At 64.1% G+C, this 19,293-nt stretch carries 18 protein-coding genes; 12 read left to right on the plus strand and 6 right to left on the minus strand.

Annotation, left to right across the window (positions count from 1 at the left end; genetic code table 11):
* Positions 1-3: 3 nt before the first annotated feature.
* On the plus strand, positions 4-1,200 hold the full coding sequence (locus tag G6N44_RS26450; RefSeq protein ID WP_163669174.1) for a cytochrome P450: 1,197 nt from the start codon (positions 4-6) through the stop codon (positions 1,198-1,200).
* 4 nt (positions 1,201-1,204) lie between these two features.
* On the opposite strand, the gene G6N44_RS26455 is transcribed toward G6N44_RS26450, so the two are convergent.
* The 5 genes from G6N44_RS26455 to G6N44_RS26475 all read right to left on the minus strand — a co-directional run bounded on the left by G6N44_RS26455 (position 1,205) and on the right by G6N44_RS26475 (position 4,950).
* Complete coding sequence (locus G6N44_RS26455; protein WP_163669176.1) at positions 1,205-1,543, minus strand: hemophore-related protein; 339 nt, start codon at positions 1,541-1,543, stop codon at positions 1,205-1,207.
* A 129-nt stretch (positions 1,544-1,672) separates the two neighbouring features.
* Positions 1,673-3,025, minus strand: coding sequence for a cytochrome P450 (locus tag G6N44_RS26460; protein WP_179964447.1), 1,353 nt, complete (start codon positions 3,023-3,025; stop codon positions 1,673-1,675).
* A gap of 74 nt (positions 3,026-3,099) precedes the next feature.
* Complete coding sequence (locus G6N44_RS26465; RefSeq protein WP_163669178.1) at positions 3,100-3,294, minus strand: ferredoxin; 195 nt, start codon at positions 3,292-3,294, stop codon at positions 3,100-3,102.
* 34 nt (positions 3,295-3,328) lie between these two features.
* On the minus strand, positions 3,329-4,204 hold the full coding sequence (locus G6N44_RS26470) for a mycofactocin-coupled SDR family oxidoreductase (RefSeq protein ID WP_163669180.1): 876 nt from the start codon (positions 4,202-4,204) through the stop codon (positions 3,329-3,331).
* Between the two features lie 44 nt (positions 4,205-4,248).
* Entirely contained in the window at positions 4,249-4,950 is a 702-nt protein-coding gene (locus G6N44_RS26475; protein ID WP_163669182.1) for an SDR family NAD(P)-dependent oxidoreductase, read from the minus strand.
* A gap of 266 nt (positions 4,951-5,216) precedes the next feature.
* Here G6N44_RS26475 and G6N44_RS26480 point away from each other — a divergent pair, with 266 nt between their 5' ends.
* The 10 genes from G6N44_RS26480 to G6N44_RS26525 all read left to right on the plus strand — a co-directional run bounded on the left by G6N44_RS26480 (position 5,217) and on the right by G6N44_RS26525 (position 18,075).
* Positions 5,217-6,692, plus strand: a complete 1,476-nt coding sequence (locus G6N44_RS26480) for an aldehyde dehydrogenase family protein (RefSeq protein WP_163669184.1) — start codon at positions 5,217-5,219, stop codon at positions 6,690-6,692.
* 44 nt (positions 6,693-6,736) lie between these two features.
* Entirely contained in the window at positions 6,737-7,903 is a 1,167-nt protein-coding gene (locus G6N44_RS26485; RefSeq protein ID WP_235683135.1) for a CaiB/BaiF CoA transferase family protein, read from the plus strand.
* 561 nt (positions 7,904-8,464) lie between these two features.
* Complete coding sequence (locus G6N44_RS26490) at positions 8,465-9,259, plus strand: MlaE family ABC transporter permease (RefSeq protein ID WP_163669188.1); 795 nt, start codon at positions 8,465-8,467, stop codon at positions 9,257-9,259.
* Positions 9,260-9,268: 9 nt separating this feature from the next.
* A complete protein-coding gene (locus G6N44_RS26495) occupies positions 9,269-10,126 on the plus strand; it encodes an MlaE family ABC transporter permease (RefSeq protein ID WP_163669190.1) in 858 nt (285 codons plus the stop codon).
* A 9-nt stretch (positions 10,127-10,135) separates the two neighbouring features.
* Positions 10,136-11,413 carry an MCE family protein gene (locus tag G6N44_RS26500; protein WP_163669192.1) on the plus strand — a complete coding sequence of 426 codons (1,278 nt, stop codon included), beginning with the start codon at positions 10,136-10,138 and terminating at the stop codon, positions 11,411-11,413.
* On the plus strand, positions 11,410-12,435 hold the full coding sequence (locus G6N44_RS26505; protein WP_163669195.1) for an MCE family protein: 1,026 nt from the start codon (positions 11,410-11,412) through the stop codon (positions 12,433-12,435). The genes G6N44_RS26500 and G6N44_RS26505 overlap by 4 nt, the downstream gene beginning before the upstream one ends.
* Positions 12,435-13,517, plus strand: a complete 1,083-nt coding sequence (locus G6N44_RS26510; protein WP_163669197.1) for an MCE family protein — start codon at positions 12,435-12,437, stop codon at positions 13,515-13,517. The genes G6N44_RS26505 and G6N44_RS26510 overlap by 1 nt, the downstream gene beginning before the upstream one ends.
* Entirely contained in the window at positions 13,517-14,992 is a 1,476-nt protein-coding gene (locus G6N44_RS26515; protein ID WP_163669199.1) for an MCE family protein, read from the plus strand. The genes G6N44_RS26510 and G6N44_RS26515 overlap by 1 nt, the downstream gene beginning before the upstream one ends.
* Entirely contained in the window at positions 14,989-16,347 is a 1,359-nt protein-coding gene (locus G6N44_RS26520) for an MCE family protein (RefSeq protein WP_163669201.1), read from the plus strand. The genes G6N44_RS26515 and G6N44_RS26520 overlap by 4 nt, the downstream gene beginning before the upstream one ends.
* Positions 16,348-18,075, plus strand: a complete 1,728-nt coding sequence (locus tag G6N44_RS26525; protein ID WP_163669203.1) for an MCE family protein — start codon at positions 16,348-16,350, stop codon at positions 18,073-18,075.
* A gap of 120 nt (positions 18,076-18,195) precedes the next feature.
* Here G6N44_RS26525 and G6N44_RS26530 read toward each other — a convergent pair whose 3' ends face one another.
* A complete protein-coding gene (locus G6N44_RS26530; protein WP_163669205.1) occupies positions 18,196-18,705 on the minus strand; it encodes an Rv2253/PknI dimerization domain-containing protein in 510 nt (169 codons plus the stop codon).
* A 210-nt stretch (positions 18,706-18,915) separates the two neighbouring features.
* Between G6N44_RS26530 and G6N44_RS26535 the strand changes: the two genes are divergently transcribed.
* Positions 18,916-19,272, plus strand: coding sequence for a hypothetical protein (locus G6N44_RS26535; RefSeq protein WP_179964616.1), 357 nt, complete (start codon positions 18,916-18,918; stop codon positions 19,270-19,272).
* The last annotated feature ends 21 nt before the right edge of the window (positions 19,273-19,293 follow it).

Here is a 19,293-nt window from a genome sequence, read left to right on the forward strand (position 1 = left end):
AGGATGACTGTCGACCCCGCGGTGGAGTTGTATTACGACCCCTTCGACTTCGCGATCGATGACGATCCGTATCCGATCTGGCGGCGCATGCGTGAAGAAGCTCCGCTGTACCACAACGACAGGTACAACTTCTATGCGCTGAGCCGCTACGACGACGTCGCGCAGGCCCTGCCCGATTGGGAGACGTACCGGTCGGGTCGGGGCACGACCGCGGACATCCTGTTCAGTGGCATCGAGGTGCCGCCGGGGATCCTACTGTTCGAGGACCCACCGCTGCATGACCTGCACCGTCGTCTGCTTTCGCGCGTATTCACCCCCAGGCGCATGCTGGCCGTCGAAGACCTGGTTCGTGGATTCTGTTCTCGCGCACTGGATCCACTGATGGACAGCGACGGGTTCGACTTCGTCGCCGATCTCGGCGCGTTCATGCCGATGCGCACCATCGGGTACCTGCTCGGGATTCCCGAGGAGGGACAGGAGAAGATTCGTGACCGCACAGACAAGAACATCTCGGTCGGGGAGGTGGCCGGGGACGTCAGCGCGACGGTTTTCGCCGAGTCGCTCGCAGAGTTCGCCGAGTACATCGAGTGGCGGGCAAACCATCCGTCCGATGATCTGATGACCGAACTGCTCAACGCGGAGGTGGAGGAGCCGGATGGGTCGCGGCGTCACCTGGACCGCACCGAGGTTCTCGCCTACACGGCCATGATCGCCGGAGCGGGCGGAGAAACCACTGCCCGGCTGATCGGCTTCATGGGGCAGTTGCTCGGTGAGCACCCCGACCAACGTCGTGAGCTTGCCGCCGATCCGTCATTGATCCCGTCGGCGGTGGAAGAGACACTGCGCTTCGAGCCGCCCTCACCCGTGCAGGCGCGGTACGTGGCGCGCGACGTCGAGCTGTATGGGCAGACGGTGACCGAGGGGTCCTACATGCTGCTGCTCAACGGCTCGGCCAACCGGGACGACACCCGCTACCCCGATCCGGATCGATATGACATCCACCGCAAGGGCAGCCATCTCAGCTTTGGCCAGGGCCTGCATTTCTGTCTCGGCTCGGCACTGGCTCGGCTCGAGGCGCGGGTGGCCTTCGAGGAGGTCCTGAAGCGCTGGACCGACTGGGACGTCGACTACGAACACACGACCATGGCCCGCACCTCAAGCGTGCGGGGTTGGGCGAGGATGCCGGTCAAGACCCGCTGACAGGTCAGTAGTTGTTGCAGCTGCCCGCGATCGAGTTGATCGGCCCGAAGTACTGCGCGGCCGCCGGGCTGGCCTGAAGCTGTGCCACCGTCTGCTGACGCTGGGCCGGACCCGAGGCCAGGAAGTTACGCAATGCACCCTGGGCGAACGGGGAGGAGTTGAATTCCTGGGCCAGGTCGGGACGTTGGGCGTTGAGCGCGCCCATCACCTGCTCGTAGCTGCACGTCGTATTGATCACCGCGCTGAAGTCGGGCTGGGCCGAGGCGACCCCCGCTGACACCGGGACGGACAGGGCGACCGCACCGAGCGCACCCGCGACGTACTTGAGAGAAGACTTGATCACGTGTTGGAAACCCCCATGTTGTTCTCTCCAAAAGGCGACGCCTTGCACGCTTGCCGGATCCGACCTCATTTCGAGGTTAACAGGCGGCAGACGTACAAGGCGTCCTCGCGAAACCAGTACCGGTCCGCGTCAGTCGATAACGGCGGCTTCCTTGCGCTCGGTGATCGGCCGGGCCAGCTCCTGCTCAATGCAGATGCGCTGCAGCTTGTCCAGGGTCTCGTCCAGGCCGGGCCCCAGCTTCTTGCCCGGGGTGAAGCGCGCCGGCAGATTTCGCATGCCCTGAATGACGCCGATGGTGTCGTAGTGCACGGTGCCCTCGGGATCGCACACGTAATCCGGCATCCGATCCAGTACCGCGGTGAGCATCGACTTGAATACCGTGCGGGCTACGTTCGAACCCACACACCGATGCACACCGATACCGAAGCTGAAGTGCCGGTTGCCTTTTCGATCCATGATGATTTCGTTGGGCTGGTCGAACACCGACGGGTCACGGTTGGCCATGGCCCACGACAGCCAGAGGCGCTCGTACTGCTTGAACTGCTGGCCCTCGACCTCAACGTCTTCGGAGAACGTCCGACCGTCACCGGGGGCCGGGGTGAAGAAGCGTAGGAACTCCTCGGTGGCCGGGTCGAGCAGGGTCGCGCGCTCATCGCTGAGCCGGGTGCGCTCATCGGGGTGCTGCCCCAGCCACTCCAACGCGTGGGCGGTGAGCGCGGTGGTGGTGTCGAATCCACCGCCGATGACCAGGCCCAGGTTGCCCAGGATCTCCATGTCCGGCGCGGGCTCACCATCGATGCGCAACTGCACCATCGCGTTGACCAGACCGGGCCGCGGGTTCTCCCGGATCTCCATCATGTTGTTGATGATGTCGATGCCCATTTCGCGGTGCTGCTCGTTGATCTTCTCGCGATCGGGGGAGTGCTCGGGGGTGTAGACCGACGCGTGGGTGGGCTCGCTGTAGACATTCCACTTGTTGAGCTCGATGCCCATCATGGCGAGGGTGAATACCGCAGGCACCACATTGGCCAGATGCTCGACGAAGTCGATCTCGCCGGACTCGATGTGCTCATCGAGTGCAGCGCGGGTGATCTCGTCGACGAACGGCACCCACCGCTTGATCGCGGCAGGAGACAGGTACGGGTTCAGCGCGCCTCGGTAGGCACTGTGCTCGGGCTCGTCCATTTCGAGGATGCCGCCGCGGACCACTGTCGCCCGGCTTGCCTTGGGGATGGTAATGCCCTGGTACGGCGTCTCGCCACTGATGTCGTGATGATTCGAGACGACGGGGCATCGGGCGAGCTCGAAGACATGCCTGCTGTCGGCGGCCACCCAGTGCCCGTTGTACGTGTCCGTCCACGCTATGGGGCAGCCGGACTGCATCTCCTCGGTGATCTTCTCGAACTGCAACCGGTATTCCGGCGTGTGCCGGTCGAAGTGATAGTTATTCTTCTTGCGGTCGTCGTCGGTCGTGACATCCACAGTGCTTGGATCTATCCGACCAAGCTGCTCATCGGTGCTCACGGCGTTGTCTCCCTTTGGTATTCGGGTCGGCGTCAATCTTCGATGACGATGGCTTGCTCGGGGCAGGAGTGCGCGGCCTCGCGGACCGCGTCCTCCTGATCCGCTGGCACCACCTCGGAAACCGGCGACGAGTGACCGTCGACGTCGTCGAGGACGAACGAGTCGGGCGCGATCATCGCGCACAGGGTGTGGCCCTGGCAGCGGCTGGCATCGACCGAAACTTTCACTACGCCAAATCCTTTCGAATCATTGGGTACGGCATCACACGTGGTAGTCGTACCACTTGAGGTAGCCGCCGGCGTCGACGCGCAACTGCATGCCGGTGACGTACCGCGACTCTTCCGACGCCAGCCACAGCACCGCGTTGCTGATGTCTTCGGGCTCGATGAAGTTGACCTTCATGGCCTGCTGCACACCGAATACCGGCTCGGCGTCCGCGCGGGTGGGGTTCTCCAGATCCGGGCGGAACGAGCGGTACATCGGCTCGCTCTGCAGCATGTTGGTGTTGCAGTTGGTCGGGTGGATGACATTGGCGCGGATTCCGCGCACTGCCAGTTCGGTGGCCAGCGCATGCACGTATTCCGAGATCAGCCGCTTGGAGATCATGTAACCCATGCCGCCCGGATCGGCGCCCGGGTTGGGCTTGTTATGGGCGTCCATCAGTGCGGCGGCCGATGCTGTCGCGATGATCGACGCGCCCTCCTTGAGGTGCGGCAGCGCGACCTGGATGGCGTTGATGGTGCCCACGAAGTTGGTGTTGATGCCGTCGGTCCAGGCCTGCATCGCGGGCTGGCCCTTCATGGCGGCGACGCCGGCCTGAGCCACGACGATGTCGACCTTGCCGAACTCGGCAAGCCCCGCGTCCAGTGCAGCGCGCAGCTCGGCTTCGTTGCGTACGTCGGCCTGGGCGGTGACGATGCGCCGTCCGGTCTTCTCGACGTAGTTCTTGGTCTCTTCGAGGTCTTCGGCCGTGGCCATCGCATAGCCGACGGTGTCGTAGTTCTTACAGATGTCGACGGCGATGATGTCGGCGCCCTCTTCGGCCAGCCGAATCGCGTGGCTGCGGCCCTGACCGCGTGCCGCGCCGGTGATGAATGCGACTTTCCCGGCAACCCTGCCCTCTACGCTGTTTCCCACAATGGTCCTTTCGCTTCACTGGTTGTTTCGGGTGCGCCTGCGCGTCAGGTGTTACGGCCGCCGTTGACCCCGAGGATCTGGCCGGTGATGTAGCCCGCCTCCTCGGAGGCGAAGAAGGCGCAGGCAGCGGCGATGTCTTCGGGCTTGCCCATCCGGCGAACCGGCGTCTGCGCGATCTGCTTGTCGGTGTCGCCGAGGAATCCCTTGCCTTCGGCCTTGCGGAGCATGGGAGTGTCGATGAAGCCAGGCGGTACTGCGTTGACCGTGATGCCATTGGGTCCGAGTTCCAGCGCCAGGCTCTTGGTCAGCCCGTTCACGGCGGATTTCGCCGCGACGTAGGGCGACATGAATGGCTGTCCCGAGTGGGTGCTCGACGACGAGATGTTGACGATCCGGCCCCAGCCGGCTTCGAGCATGTCGGGCAATACCGCCTGGACACAATGGAACACGCCGTTGAGATTGACGTCGATGATCTGCTGCCACTTCTCGAACGACACATCGCTGAACCGCTTGAAGCAGTCCAGGCCGGCCGCGTTGACCAGTACCGAGATCGGTCCGAGTTGGGCGCGAATGGTATTGAGTGCGGTGTCGACGGCGGCGCGGTCGGTCACGTCGGCGACATGGGCGAACTCATCATCTGAGGGCTGCAGGTCGAGTGTTGCGACATTGAGGCCGTCGGCGCGCAACCGGGTGGCGATGGCCGCCCCGATACCCGAACCTCCTCCGGTGACAACGGCATTCTTCACGACAGTCCTCCGGTCGCCGGGCGACGCCGGACTTTCTCAAGGGTCAAGAATCATCCTTCCGATTATGAGAACCGTACTCTCGGACCGGTGTGCACCGCAAGATCTGAGCGGAACCTGCGTGCCGCCTGCCTGACTGGTCGATCTGCAGCGAATGGGGCATGACTAGCCAATCTAGCTTTCACTTGAGTTCTCATCGAGCGAATGTATGATTCGCCGGTGATGAGAATGCAGTTTCCATCACAGTAGTGAATCGCCTGAGGAGGATGATGCAGCAGGAAGCGCCGACCATCGCGGCAGAACAGCGGGCTGACCGGAAGTTGTTGATCGGCGGAGAGCTGCGCGAGACGCCGCGGACGTTTCCTTCCGTCAACCCCGCCACCGGTGAGGTGTTCGGCTACGCGCCGGACGCAACCGTCGCCGATGCCGCCGCAGCGGTCGCTGCGGCCAGGCAGGCGTTCGACAACACCGACTGGTCCACCAACACCGAGTTCCGGGTCCATTGCCTGGAGCAGTTGCACCGGGCGCTGATCGAGCATCGGGACGAGCTGGCCGCACTGACCACCACCGAGGTCGGGGCCACCGCTGCGCTGTGCGCCGGTGCGCAGCTCGACGGGCCGATCGACATCGTCCGGTACTACGCCGAGCTGCTCAAGACCTACCCGCTCACCGAGGATCTCGGAAACATCGAGAACCGCGGCATGCAGCATCACCGGTGGGTGGAGAAGGAAGCCGGCGGCGTCGTGGCCGCGATCATCGCCTACAACTATCCCAACCAGCTGGCGCTGGCCAAGCTGGCGCCGGCCCTGGCCGCCGGCTGCACCGTGGTGCTCAAGTCCGCTCCGGACACCCCGTTGATCACGCTCGCCCTCGGTGAGCTGATCGCCAACCACACGGACATCCCCGCCGGCGTCGTCAACGTCCTGTCGGGCGCGGATCCCGAGGTGGGCGCGGTGCTCACCTCGAGCCCGGACGTCGACATGGTGACGTTCACCGGGTCGACGCCCACCGGGCGGCGCATCATGGCTGCGGCGAGCGAGACGTTGAAGAAGGTGTTCCTGGAACTGGGCGGCAAGTCCGCCGCGATCGTCCTCGACGATGCCGACTTCAACACCGCCGCCATGTTCTCCGCATTCAGCATGGTCACTCACGCGGGTCAGGGCTGCGCGCTGACCTCGCGGCTGCTGGTCCCGGCCAAGCACAAGGACGAGATCGTCGAGCTGATCAAGACGAACTTCAGTCACGTGCGCTTCGGCGACCCGACCGACCCCAAGACCTACATGGGTCCGTTGATCAGTGAGAAGCAGCGCGACAAGGTCGACGGCATGGTCAAGCGTGCCGTCGAGGCCGGAGCCACGCTGGTCACCGGCGGCGAGAAGGTCGACCCCGGCTACTTCTACAGCCCCACGCTGCTGGCCGATGTGGACCCCGACAGCGAGATCGCCCAGGAAGAGGTCTTCGGGCCGGTGCTGGCCGTGATCGCCTACCAGGACGACGACGACGCGGTCCGCATCGCCAACAACTCGATTTACGGGCTGTCCGGCGCGGTGTTCGGCAGCGAGGACCGCGCGCTGGGCGTGGCCCGGCGAATCCGCACCGGAACGTTCTCGATCAACGGTGGCAACTACTTCAGCCCCGACAGCCCGTTCGGCGGATACAAGCAGTCCGGTATCGGCCGCGAGATGGGCGCTGCCGGGCTCGAGGAGTTCATGGAGTCCAAGACGTTCGCCCGGGTGGTGTCATGAACGCAGGCGGTCCGTTGCAGGGCGTCCGCATCCTCGAGGTCGCGATGTACGGGTTCGTCCCGTCGGCCGGGGCCGTGCTGGGGGAGTGGGGTGCCGACGTCATCAAGGTCGAACATGCCGTCACCGGCGACCCGCAACGCGGCCTGCGTCAGACCGGGCCGCTGCGCGTCGAGGGCGATCCGAACCCGAACATCGAGCACGCCAACCGCGGCAAGCGCAGCATCGGGCTGGACATGTCGGTGCCGGAAGGGCGCGAGATCCTGCTGGAACTGGCGAAGAAGGCCGATGTCTTCCTGACCAGCTTCCTGCCCGGACACCGGCAGAAGTTCGGCATCGACGTCGACGACATCCGTGCGGTGAACCCGAACATCATCTACGCCAGGGGCAGCGCGCTGGGCCCGCGCGGTGAGGAGTCGGTCAAGGGCGGTTACGACATGACCGCCTTCTGGTGCCGGGCCGGCACTGCCGCGACCATCACCCCGGCCGGGATGGACGGCATGATCGCGCCGCCCGGGCCGGCCTATGGGGACACCATCTCGGGCACCAACCTGGCCGGCGGCATCGCCGCGGCACTGTTCAAGCGGGAGCGCACCGGTGCGCCGTCGGTGGTCGACGTATCCCTACTGGGCAGTGGCCTGTGGTCGATGGGCCACACCGTGGCGTTGACCCAGCACCTGAACCAACTCATGGTGACACCGCCGCCCGGTGTACACGGGTCGCCGATCAACCCGCTCGTCGGGCTGTATGCAACCGCGGACGACCGTTATATCTCGTTCGTGATGATGCAGCCGACCAAGTTCTGGGCCGACGTCTGCCGGCACATGGATCTGGAGAGCCACATCGACGACCCGAGGTTCGCCACTGCCGAATCCTTCGCAGAGCACACTCCGGATGCGGTCGAGATCCTCACCGAGGCGATGAAGAAGAGAACTTTGCCAGAGTGGAGCGAGCGATTCGCCACGCTGGCTGGTCCATGGGCTCCGGTACAGGACACCCTGCAGGCGGGACAGGACGCCCAGATCCGGGCCAACGAGTACCTGGTGCAGGCCGGAGAGCTCGAGTTGGTGGCCAACCCAGTGCAATTCGACGTCACCGCGCCGAGTACCGGGCCGGCGCCTGGCTTCGCCGAACAAACCGACGACATCCTGGGCGAACTCGGTCTGGACTGGGATCGCATCATCGAACTCAAGACCGTCGGCGCGGTCACGTAGGCCGCCGTCGTAATGCCATACATCGCTTCCGTCGCACTGTGTCTGTCGTCTGCTGCTGCCATCGCAGCCCGCGACGCGAGCGGTTGTGCCGTGCAACCGTTCAGTCGGGGACGCCCCAATTGTCAACTACCGGAGCAAGTTTTGCGTTATTTGCCCTCGCGACAGATACCGGGTCCGATAGCATCAGGCACCCGGGGGGCGGTTATCGGGACGAGTCTGTCCGGCTTCACCGGTGGGTCCGGTGAAGCGCAGAAGATCTGCAGGAAGCAGGAGGTGCGTCAGATGTGCGAGCGCACCCCGCATTTGCCGGTCAGTGTCGAGCCAGCCGGTTCTCGAATGGATGTACAGATGGAAAGCATTGCGCCCCAGTTAGATTCGGGTGGCCTTGGGCACCCGACCGGCCGGTTGGCACGTTGTGTCGCGGAGGTTGCGGCATGACCCGGTTGCGGTCGGAGGTCGGGCACTCGGTCGCTGACCCGTTCGTGCATCCGCGTCGTGAAGCACTTAACATCGGCGCACCGACTGCGGTGTCGGCAGCCACCAGCCGGGACAGGAGCGCTCATGGCGGATAAGTGGACGACCGGAGTATCGCTACGCAGCCTGTCGGGTCCGATGCAGGCGGTCGGGGCGTTGTTCTCAATGACGCTGGATGCGGTGCGGTTCGTGTTCGTGCGCCCGTTTCAATGGCGGGAGTTCCTCGAACAGTGCTGGTTTGTGGCCCGGGTGTCGATGGCGCCGACGCTGTTGGTGGCGATCCCGTTCACCGTGCTGGTGAGCTTCACCCTCAACATTCTTCTCCGCGAACTCGGCGCGGCCGACCTGTCGGGCGCGGGCGCGGCCTTCGGTGCGGTCACCCAGCTCGGTCCGATGGTCACGGTGCTGATCGTGGCCGGTGCCGGAGCGACGGCGATGTGCGCGGATCTGGGATCACGCACGATCCGCGAAGAGATCGACGCCATGGAGGTGCTCGGCATCAATCCGATCCAGCGTCTGGTGACCCCGCGCATGCTGGCGTCGGGACTGGTGGCGCTGCTGCTCAACAGCCTGGTGGTGATCATCGGCATCCTGGGTGGCTACGTGTTCTCGGTGTTCATCCAGGACGTGAACCCGGGTGCGTTCGCAGCGGGTATCACGCTGTTGACCGGCGTGCCCGAGGTGCTCATCTCGTGTGTGAAGGCCGCGCTGTTCGGTCTCATCGCCGGGCTGGTGGCCTGCTATCGCGGATTGACGATCAGCGGCGGCGGCGCCAAGGCGGTGGGTAACGCGGTGAACGAAACCGTGGTGTACGCCTTCATGGCGTTGTTCGTCATCAACGTGGTCGTCACCGCCATCGGTATCCGAATGACGTCGGGATAGGTCGCGAACATGGGCACAATGACAATCCTGCGGTCGACCTATCCACGGGTGACCCGACAGTTCAACAAGCCGGTGTCGACGTTGAGCCGGATCGGCGATCACACGCTGTTCTACCTCAAGGCGCTGGCCGGCACCCCGCACGCGGCCATGCACTATCGCAAGGAACTGATCCGGCTGATCGCCGAGATCTCGATGGGTGCAGGCACCTTGGCCATGATCGGCGGCACCGTGGTGATCGTGGGGTTCTTGACCCTGGCCACCGGCGGTGTGCTGGCCATCCAGGGCTACAGCTCGCTGGGCAACATCGGCATCGAGGCGCTGACCGGATTCCTGGCCGCCTTCATCAACGTCCGGATCGCCGCGCCCGTGGTGGCCGGCATCGGCCTGGCCGCCACCTTCGGGGCCGGGGTGACCGCCCAGCTCGGGGCGATGCGGATCAACGAGGAGATCGACGCACTGGAAGCCATGGCGATCCGGCCCGTCGAATACCTCGTCAGTACCCGGATTGTGGCCGGGATGATCGCCATCACCCCGCTGTACGCGATCGCGGTGATCCTGTCGTTTTTGGCGTCCCAGTTCACCACTGTGGTGCTACTCGGGCAGTCCGGCGGCTTGTACGACCACTACTTCACGACGTTCCTCAATCCGATCGATCTGCTGTGGTCGTTTCTGCAGGCCGTCCTGATGGCCATCACCATCCTGCTGATCCACACCTACTTCGGTTACTTCGCCTCCGGCGGACCATCCGGAGTGGGCGTGGCTGTCGGTAACGCCGTCCGCACCTCGTTGATCGTCGTGGTCTCGGTGACCCTGCTGGTGTCACTGTCCGTCTACGGCTCCAACGGCAACTTCAACCTGTCGGGTTAGGGAGAAGACTTGACGCAGAACGTCGGCCCGGGCCCAGCCCACCGCTCTGAAACCACAAGTACCGCAGCACCGGTGGCCGCCCGCGCAGGGAGAAGCTTCGGTGTCGGCGGCTCCGCACGACCACTGGCCGGCCTGGCCACAGTGGTCGTGATAGGACTGATCTTCGGCCTGGCCGTCGCGCTGTTCCGCGGCAGCTTCACCAAGACCGAGCCGGTTACCTTGATCTCCGACCGTGCCGGTCTGGTGATGAACCCGGACGCCAAGGTCAAGATGCATGGCGTGCAGGTCGGCACCGTCAGCTCGATCGAGCAGCGCGCCGACGGCAAGGCCGTGCTGCATCTGGCGATGAACCCGGCTCAGCTGCACCTGATCCCCGGCAATGTTCAGGCCGACATCGCCTCGACCACGGTGTTCGGCGCCAAGTACGTGCAACTCGTCGCACCGGAGAATCCCTCGTCCGAGAAACTCCGTCCGGGCCAGACCCTGCAGGGCGACCACGTCACCGTCGAGATGAACACGGTATTCCAGCAGCTCACCAATGTCTTGAACAAGGTCGATCCGGTGAAGCTGAACGAAACGTTGGGTGCGCTGTCGGCCGCGTTCGCCGGGCGCGGCGAGGCGATGGGACAGTCGCTCTCCGACTTCAATGCGGTGCTGAAAAAGATCGAACCGAGTCTGCCCAACCTGACCGGCGACATCGAGGCCATGGCGGCGGTGTCGAAGGCCTACGGTGACGCGGCGCCGGACCTGCTCAAAACCGTCGACAACACCAACAAATTGAGCGACAGCATTGTGGCCGAGCAGCAGAATCTCGACAACTTCCTGGTCAGCTCGATCGGCCTGGCCGATGTCGGCAACGAGGTCGTCGGTGGTAATCGTGAGGCGCTGAGCACGGTGCTGAACCTGCTGGCACCGACCACAGGTCTGCTCAACAAATACGCGCCTGGGCTCAACTGTGCGCTGAAGGGCATGGTGGTCGCCAAGAACCAGCCGCCGGCTCCCGATCCCGGTGTGCTCGTCAATGTCGCGTTCACTCTGGGCATCGAGCGCTACCGCTACCCGTCGAACCTGCCCAAGGTGGCGGCGAAGGGTGGACCGCACTGCATGGGCTTGCCGGACATCGGGTTCGGCAACAAGGCGAAGTACCTCGTCGTCGATACGAATGCCAACCCATGGCAGTACGGCAACCAGGGCATCCTGCTCAACTCCGACGGACTCAAGCAGATCCTGTTCGGCCCGCTGGACGGTCCGCCGCGTAACACCACACAGATCGGACAGCCGGGATGACCCGCGGCAGAAGCACATTCGTCAAGTTCGCGACGTTCGCCGTCGTGATGGCCGTTCTCACCGCATTCCTGTTCATGACGTTCTCGGAATACCGCGGTGGTTCCTATTCGGGCTATTCGGCGGCCTTCGGCGACGCCTCACGGTTGGAGGCCGGGGACTCGGTGCGGGTTGCCGGCGTGCGGGTGGGAACCGTGAAAAGCGTTTCACTGCAACCCGACAAGTCAGTGAAGGTCGACTTCGATACCGACCGCAACGTTGCGCTGACGACGAGTACCAAGGCTGAGATTCGCTACCTGAACCTGGTGGGGGACCGGTACCTGGAACTGCTCGACAGCCCCGGCTCGACGAAACTGCTGCCCGCCGGATCGCAGATCCCCAAGGACCGCACCGCAAGTGCGCTGGACCTCGATCTGTTGCTCGGCGGCCTGCGGCCGGTGATCCAGGGGCTCAACCCCCAGGACGTCAATGCGCTGACCTCTTCGCTCATCCAGATCTTCCAAGGGCAGGGCGACACCCTGGATTCGCTGCTGAGCAAGACCTCGTCGTTCTCGAACACGTTGGCCAACAACGATCAGGTGATCCAGCAGTTGATCGACAACCTGAATTCGGTGGTCGGGACTCTGGCCAAGGACGGCAAGAAGTTCGACGGCACCGTCGACAGGCTCGAACAGTTGATCAGCGGCCTCTCGGAGGATCGTGAACCACTCGGCACCGCGGTCACCCAACTGGACAACGGCACGGCCTCACTCGCGAGTCTGATGACCGAGGCGCGGCCACCGCTGAAGGGCATGGTCGAGCAGCTCAACCGGACCGCAACGTTGCTCGACGATCACCAGATCGTCCTCGACCGGGGCCTGCAGAAAGCTCCCGACAACTTCCGGAAGCTGGCCCGGTTGGGCTCGTACGGCAGCTGGATCATGTACTACATCTGCGGACTTTCGTTCCGCGTCACCGATCTGCAGGGCCGTACCGCGGTCTTCCCGTGGATCAAGCAAGAAGGTGGGAGGTGTGCGGAGCCCTGATGCTCAAGTACCGTGAGTCAAACCTGATCAAGGCCGGTTTCATCGGCGTTGTATTGATGATCCTCATCATCGCTGTGGGGCTCCAGCCGGAGCGGCTGCAGCAGTGGGCCTCCTCGGTTCGCCATCAGGCCCTCTTCAGCGAGGCGGGCGGTATCGCCGTCGGCAACGATGTGACACTGTCGGGGATCAAGGTCGGTTCGGTGACCGATGTGTCGTTGCAGAACGGCGATGCGTTGATCACCTTCACCGCCGAGGGCAAATATCCGCTGGGGTCGTTGACACAGGCCCACATCCGCACCGGCTCGCTGCTGGGCGAGCGGGTGCTGACCTTGGAGTCGGACGGCAGTGGCACGCTGCATACCACCGACGTGATCCCCACCTCGCGCACCTCGTCGCCCTACTCGCTGACCGACGCGGTCAGTGACTTGACGACGAACTCGGCAGGTACCGATACGGCGTCGCTGAACCAGTCCCTGGACACGCTGTCGGCGACGATCGACCAGGTCGCCCCCAAGTTGGGCCCGACCTTCGACGGGCTGAGTCGCTTGTCGAAATCGATCAACGGCCGCAACGAGAGTCTGGCCAGCCTGCTCAAGAGCGCCAGCGACGTGACCGTCGTGCTGTCACAGCGCAGCGATCAGCTGAACACGTTGATTCTCAACGCCAATGACCTGCTCGGTGTGCTCAACGACCGCCGGCAGGCGATCGTCGACCTGCTGGCCAACACCGCGGCCGTCTCGGAGCAACTCACCGGGTTGGTCGCTGACAACGAGGCGCAGTTGGCCCCGACGCTCAAACGGCTCAACTCCGTGACCGCGATGCTCGAACGCAACCGGGACAACATCAGCAAGGCGTTGCCGAATATGAAGAAGTTCCAGTTGTCCCAGGCCGAAACCCTGGCCAACGGTCCGTACTACAACGCGTACGTGCCGAATCTGCAGCCCGCACAGCTATTGCAGCCGTTCATGGACTACGCGTTCGGATTCAGGCGCGGAACGAACGCTGGTCAACCGGCGGACAATGCCGGCCCGCGGGCTGAATTGCCGCTGCCCTACAACGGAATTCCCGGAGGTTCACGCTGATGAACCGCAGTCGTCTCGGCAAGTGGCTGGCGGTGGCCCTGGTGGCGCTGCTGGTCGTGGGTGGGGCAGTGCTGGTGCGCCAGGCCTTCTTCGGGCAGAAGACCATCTCCGCACTGTTCACCTCGGCTACCGGTGTCTACCCGGGTGACGAGGTCCGGGTCTCCGGCGTCAAGGTCGGCACGATCGAGTCGATCAAGCCGGAGGGCACCCAAACCCGGGTGACCCTGAAGGTCGATCATGACGTACCGATCCCCGCGGATGCGAAAGCGGTGATCGTGGCTCAGAACCTCGTTGCCGCGCGCTACGTCCAGCTCGCGCCCGCCTACCGATCGAGTGGTCCGACACTGCCTGACAAGGCGGAGATCGGACTGGACCGCACCGCCGTCCCGGTGGAGTGGGATCAGGTCAAGGAACAGTTGATGCGCCTGTCGACCGAACTGGGGCCGCAGAGCGGTGTCGACGGGACGTCGGTGTCCCGCTTCATCAACAGCACGGCCGACGCCATGGCCGGTAACGGTGACAAACTGCGACAGACGATCTCGCAGTTGTCCGGTGTGGCGCGCATCCTGGCAGAGGGCAGCGGCAACATCGTTGACATCATCAAGAACCTGCAGACCTTCATGACCGCACTGCGCGACAGCAATCAGCAGGTGGTGGCGTTCCAGAATCGGCTGGCAACCTTGACCAGCGTGGTCGACGGGAGTCGGTCGGATCTCGATGGGGCCTTGACCAACCTGTCGGTGGCAGTCGGCGAAGTGCAGCGATTCGTCGCCGGTAGCCGTGACCAGACCTCCGAACAGGTGCAGCGGCTGTCCAATGTCACCCAGAACCTGGTCGACAACCGGTCGAATATCGAGAACCTCTTGCACATCGCGCCCAATGCGTTCATGAACGGATACAACATCTACAACCCGGATTCGGGAAGTGCCGTGGGCCAGTTCGTGTTCCACAACTTCTCCAATCCGCTCGATTTCATCTGCGGTTCGATCGGCGCGATCGAGAACACCACGGCCCCGGAAACCGCGAAGCTGTGCTCGCAGTACCTGGGCCCGGCATTGCGGCTGTTGAACTTCAACTACCTGCCCTTCCCGATCGCGCCATACCTGATGCCGTCGGCGAATCCGGAGAACATCGTCTACTCGGAGCCGGGGTTGGCCCCCGGTGGCGGGGGAGGGTCTCCCGAGGCGCCGAACCAGATCCCCTCGATCTCGGCGTACCACCCGGGTCCGACACCGCCGCCGCCGTTCACGGGTCGCCCGCCAGGCACACCTCCTCCAGGTGCCCAGCAGATGCTTCCCGAGGGTTCGTATTCCCCGCCGAACATGCCGAACACTGTGTCGGACATGCTCAATCCGGTAGGTGTGGCACCCGGCCCGCCACCTGGTCCGCTTGCTGCCGAGGCGCCCGCCGGGCCACCGCCGCCCGCTGAGGCGCCAGCGCCTCCGCAACCCGTAGAAGGGACGCCGCCAGCATGATCAGGGGTAAGCCACTCCGGTTGGCGATCGCCGTCGGGTCCTGTGTCGCGTTGACGACCAGTGGCTGCGCATTCCAGGGCGTCAACTCGCTGCCCCTACCCGGGGCGGTGGGTCGCGGTGCGGACTCCAGCGTGTATCACGTCGAGATCGCGAATGTGGCTCAGCTGGAGCCGAATTCGCCGGTGATGATGAACGATGTCGTCGTCGGTAGCATCCGCAGCCTGTCGGTCAAGGACTGGCATGCCGACGTCGAGTTCTCGGTGAAGCCCGGTGTGGACGTGCCGGCCAACGTAGTGGCCAGTATCGGCCAGACCAGCCTTCTGGGCTCGATGCATCTGGCAATCAATCCGCCTGCCGGGGCGGCGCCCGAGGGGAAACTTTCACCGGGAGCGACGATCCAGCTCAACAATTCGTCGACCTACCCCACGACCGAGCAGACGCTGTCCTCGCTGGCTACCGTGGTGAACGGTGGCGGGCTGGGACAAATGGGTGATGTCATCCACAATTTCAGTGCCGCACTCAACGGTCGTGAGTCCGACTTCCGTGACCTGCTCACCCGGTTGGACACGTTCGTGGGTGCGCTGGATGGCCAGCGGGACAACATCGTTGCGTCCATCGAGGGGTTGAACCAGTTGGCCTCGACCTTCGCGGGCCAACGTGATGTCATCACCCGTGCGCTGGAGAAGATTCCGCCGGCCTTGGATGTGTTGATCAAGGAGCGGCCGAGGTTCACCACCGCGCTGCAGAAGCTGGGTACTTTCAGTGCCACGGCCAATCAGTTCGTCAACGACTCACAGGCTGATTTGGTGGCCAACCTGCGGAACCTGGAACCCGCGCTCAAAGCGCTGGCGGACGTGGGTCCCGAGCTTGCCGGGGTGCTGGAGTACGCCACGCACTTTCCGTTCACCCAGAGCTTCCTGGACCGGGTTATCCGTGGCGATTACTACAATCTGTTCGCCACCGTCGACTTCACCATTCCGCGCCTGAAGCGCAGCTTGATGCTGGGTACCCGGTGGGAACAGGAAGACGCACAACTGGTTCCGACATACGGCGACCCGCCGTATCTCAACTACACCTACGACCCGCTCAAGACCGGGGTCAATCCGCCGCCGCCGGGTGCCTTCCCGCCGGCCCCGGCCCCGGCCCCGGCGCCGGACGCTCCGCCACCGCCCCCACCGGCATACAACGGTCCGGTCCTTCCGGTGGCGCCGCCTGCGCCGTTGACCTCACCGAACGGTGGGACACCGACGAATACGCCCGCAGCTGATTCCTCGATATTCGCGGGACCGTATGCGGCTCAAACAGGTTCACCGGCGGCCCCACCGGCAGCGCCCACGACAGGAGGTGGCGGCTAGATGCTGACGCGTTTCATCCGTACCCAGCTGATCCTCTTCACGGTCGCCTCGGTCGTGGGCGTGGCAGTCATGCTGTTCGCTTACATGCAGGTGCCGACACTGCTCGGCATCGGACGCATCACGGTGAAGATGGAACTGCCGGCCACCGGAGGTTTGTACCAGTTCAGCAATGTCACCTACCGCGGCTCGCAGATCGGCAAGGTGACCTCGGTTGACCTGACGGAGAACGGTGCCGAGGCGACGTTGTCGCTGGACCGGTCGCCGAAGGTTCCCGCCGACCTGCAGGCCCAAGTCCGCAGCATGTCAGCGGTGGGTGAGCAGTATGTGGAGCTGTTGCCGAACACGAACTCCGGGCCGTATCTGGACAATGGCTCGGTGATCCCGGTGTCGCGGACGACGGTTCCGCAACAGGTCGGCCCGATGCTCGACCAACTGAGCAAGCTCATGGACACCATTCCCAAGGACAAGCTCAGTCAGCTGCTCGACGAGTCATACGACGCGTTCAACGGCACCGGCTATGACTTCGGTTCGCTCCTGGACTCGGCGTCGACCATCACCAGGGACTCCAACGCGATCTCGGATCAGACACGCACGTTGATCGACGACTCGAAGCCGTTCCTCGATGCGCAGGCACAGACCACGGATTCGATCAAGACCTGGGCCGCCAGCATGGCCGGCATTACCGGGCAGGTCGCCGAGAACGATCCCGAGGTGCGGACGCTGCTGCGTAACGGACCCGGATTCGCCCAGGAAACCACGAAGCTGCTCGAGCAGATCAAGCCGACGCTGCCGGTGCTGTTGGCGAATCTGAGCACATTCGGCCAGATCGGGGTGACCTACAACCCGTCGATCGAGCAGCTGCTGGTCCTGCTGCCGCCGTATGTGGCGCAGATTCAGACCTATTTGCCGATCAACAACCCGACCGGTCTGCCCAACGGCGAGTTCTCGCTGGGGTTGGGTGACCCGCCGTCGTGCACGGTGGGGTTCCTGCCGCCGTCGGCGTGGCGGTCCCCGGCGGATACGACCATCGTCGATACGCCGGACAACCTCTACTGCAAGCTGCCGCAGGACTCCCCGATCGCGGTGCGTGGTGCGCGCAACTACCCGTGTATGGACCATCCCGGCAAGCGCGCTCCGACAGTCGAATTGTGTAACGACCCAAAGGGTTTCCAACCGCTCGCGCAGCGCCAACATGCGACGGGCCCGTACCCGCTCGACCCGAACCTGATCTCCCAGGGGGTGCCACCGGACTCGCGGGTGCTGCCGGACGCCAACATCTACGGGCCGCTGCAGGGTTCTCCCTTACCGCCGGGGGTCAGTGCACCGCCGCCGGGTGCAGCACCTCAGCCTGTGCTGCCGCCGAACTTCGCTGGCACGGGTCCTGGCGCGCTGCTGCCGGGACAGCCGTTGTACCTGGAGCCGCCGGTGCCCGGCGCACCGCCGCCACCGCCGGTCGATCCCGATGCTGTGCCGCTGCCGCCGGCCGATCTGCCGAGTGCGACCGAGATTCCCATGGTCCCGCATGAGGGAGGCCATGCCCCCATGCCCTTTGCGGAGCCGGGTGTTGCGCCGAGCGCCTTCAACGGTGGCGCAGGTACCGGGCCGTCGGTGGCAATCGCGAAGTACAACCCGAGGACGGGGGAGTACATGGGTCCCGACGGCAACCTCTACAAGCAGGCGAATCTGGTGTCCGTGCCGAAGTCGTGGCAGGACCTGATGCCGACGTAGTCACCAGGGTGCAGAACCAAAGAGGAAAGGCCACGGGATCCCAGTCCGGGAACTCGTGGCCTTTCCTCTTTTGCTGCCTCGGGGTTTCGCTGTCGCCCGAGCTTCGCCAGGCGGTAGCTGCTAGATGGGCTTCATGTAGAACGGCATCCGGATGGCCGGCCACTGATTGCGTCCGCACGAGCCGCTCGGACCGGTGGTCTGGTCCTCACCGGTGTACTCGGAGGCATTGACGTCGTAGCGGCCATCCCAGCCGACCGGATAGATCTTGTACACCCTCAGCCCCTCGACGGGCGTGCCGTCGGCGCAGAACCGCCAGTTGGACACCTTGCGCTTGACGTAATACAGCCCATTCGTCGTATAGATCGGCGCGGTCCAACCCTCGTCGCTGTTCACCGTCCCGGTGCACTCGCTGGGTGAGATGCACTGGGTGCTGATGGTCCAGGTGCTGCGTACTGAGGGCTGATCTTCATACCGCTCGTTGACCTTCGCCCAGTCTCCGTTGGAGGAGGTGGCGAACGTTCCGTTGATACCCCACTGCTCTGATGCGCCGGCGGGTGTGGCGCCGCCCAGGCCGATCGTGGCGACGCCGGCAAGAATTGCCGCGCTGACGCGCGTTCTGGAGGCCGACATGTAGCTTCTCCTTCTGAGCGCCGATATTGTCATTCTCAACTGCGGAGAATATCACTATCGTAGTGGTGTCCAAGGGGATTGGCGGGCTTCTTTGGCGGCAGCACTCTCCGCAGGTAGCTGCCACGTAGTAAAGTTCTCTGAAATGGAGAGTTTAGTTACCACCTGTGCGAAAGTAGTGACGTGCGTGTGACCATGGTGGCGGCCGCTTCAATGATTGTCGCCGGAATGTTGAGTGCTCCGCAGGCGAATGCGGGACCACAGACCTGTAATGACGCATTTTGCGTGCCTGGTATCAACCCGAACGCCGTCCTGGGCGCTCCGTGCGACAACACGTCCTACTACGTGTTCGGAGTGGACGCGCGCAACAACTGGGGCCGGTTGGTGTTCTGTGGGTCACCGCGCCGCTATGAGCCGAGGTGGTTCCGCTCTCCGCCGATGGCCGGTATCCGGGACGAGAACAGTGTCTGTCTGGATCCGCAGTACATGGTGGCCCAGGCGCCCGACGGATTGTTCCTGAATTGCGTGCCGATGAACGGCGAGAACCGCTGGCGCCGCGGAGACGCCTGAGACGTAGAAGTAGAACGAGTA

Origin of the sequence: Mycolicibacterium alvei (assembly GCF_010727325.1) — a bacterium.
GTDB lineage: Bacteria > Actinomycetota > Actinomycetes > Mycobacteriales > Mycobacteriaceae > Mycobacterium > Mycobacterium alvei.